The sequence below is a fragment of the Ectobacillus antri genome (genome assembly GCF_003852715.1).
In the GTDB taxonomy this organism is placed as follows: domain Bacteria; phylum Bacillota; class Bacilli; order Bacillales; family Bacillaceae_G; genus Ectobacillus; species Ectobacillus antri.
This window is the reverse complement of record NZ_RIAV01000063.1, coordinates 1-1,062: the sequence shown is the minus strand read 5'-3', so window position 1 is coordinate 1,062 and position 1,062 is coordinate 1. Positions and strand designations below refer to the sequence as shown.

10 tRNA genes and 1 rRNA gene are annotated in these 1,062 nt (G+C 53.5%); all 11 read left to right on the top strand.

Annotation, left to right across the window (positions count from 1 at the left end):
* The first annotated feature begins 11 nt into the window (after nucleotides 1–11).
* Nucleotides 12–127, top strand: a 5S ribosomal RNA gene (rrf, locus tag EEJ45_RS18150).
* A 25-nt stretch (nucleotides 128–152) separates the two neighbouring features.
* Nucleotides 153–228 (top strand) — tRNA-Val (locus EEJ45_RS18145).
* Between the two features lie 6 nt (nucleotides 229–234).
* Nucleotides 235–319, top strand: a tRNA-Tyr gene (locus EEJ45_RS18140).
* Nucleotides 320–326: 7 nt separating this feature from the next.
* Nucleotides 327–401 (top strand) — tRNA-Gln (locus EEJ45_RS18135).
* A gap of 7 nt (nucleotides 402–408) precedes the next feature.
* A tRNA-Lys gene (locus EEJ45_RS18130) sits at nucleotides 409–481 on the top strand.
* Between the two features lie 6 nt (nucleotides 482–487).
* Nucleotides 488–571: transfer RNA gene (locus tag EEJ45_RS18125), tRNA-Leu, on the top strand.
* A gap of 6 nt (nucleotides 572–577) precedes the next feature.
* Nucleotides 578–649, top strand: a tRNA-Gly gene (locus EEJ45_RS18120).
* Between the two features lie 41 nt (nucleotides 650–690).
* Nucleotides 691–764, top strand: a tRNA-Arg gene (locus EEJ45_RS18115).
* 5 nt (nucleotides 765–769) lie between these two features.
* Nucleotides 770–843: transfer RNA gene (locus EEJ45_RS18110), tRNA-Pro, on the top strand.
* Nucleotides 844–849: 6 nt separating this feature from the next.
* Nucleotides 850–922: transfer RNA gene (locus tag EEJ45_RS18105), tRNA-Ala, on the top strand.
* Between the two features lie 3 nt (nucleotides 923–925).
* A tRNA-Ser gene (locus EEJ45_RS18100) sits at nucleotides 926–1,018 on the top strand.
* Nucleotides 1,019–1,062 lie beyond the last annotated feature (44 nt).

The window sequence follows — 1,062 nt, the reverse complement described above, 5'->3', positions numbered from 1 at the left end:
GCCTTCAAATGTCTAGTGATGATGGCAAAGAGGTCACACCCGTTCCCATACCGAACACGGAAGTTAAGCTCTTTTGCGCCGATGGTAGTTGGGACCTTGTCCCTGTGAGAGTAGGACGTTGCTAGGCACAGCCCTAATTGGGCTTTTTTTACGGAGGATTAGCTCAGCTGGGAGAGCACCTGCCTTACAAGCAGGGGGTCGGCGGTTCGAGCCCGTCATCCTCCACCATATATCGGAGGGGTAGCGAAGTGGCTAAACGCGGCGGACTGTAAATCCGCTCCCTCAGGGTTCGGCGGTTCGAATCCGTCCCCCTCCACCATTTTTGATGGGCTATCGCCAAGCGGTAAGGCAACGGACTTTGACTCCGTCATTCGTTGGTTCGAATCCAGCTAGCCCAGCCATAATTATGAGCCATTAGCTCAGTTGGTAGAGCATCTGACTTTTAATCAGAGGGTCGAAGGTTCGAGTCCTTCATGGCTCACATTCTGCGGGTGTGGCGGAATTGGCAGACGCACCAGACTTAGGATCTGGCGCCTTTGGCGTGGGGGTTCGAGTCCCTTCACCCGCACCATTACATGCGGAAGTAGTTCAGTGGTAGAATACAACCTTGCCAAGGTTGGGGTCGCGGGTTCGAATCCCGTCTTCCGCTTATACTGTATTTTATATTATAAAGTATATACAGTTGTTTATGCGCCCGTAGCTCAATTGGATAGAGCATCTGACTACGGATCAGAAGGTTATGGGTTCGAATCCTTTCGGGCGCGTTATACGGGAAGTGGCTCAGCTTGGTAGAGCACCTGGTTTGGGACCAGGGGGTCGCAGGTTCAAATCCTGTCTTCCCGATTTTATGGGGCCTTAGCTCAGCTGGGAGAGCGCCTGCCTTGCACGCAGGAGGTCAGCGGTTCGATCCCGCTAGGCTCCATACGGAGGAATACCCAAGTCCGGCTGAAGGGATCGGTCTTGAAAACCGACAGGCGGTGAGAGCCGCGCGGGGGTTCGAATCCCTCTTCCTCCGCCATTTATTTTATGAAGTAAATCCAAGTTATTATCGTCGCGGGGTGG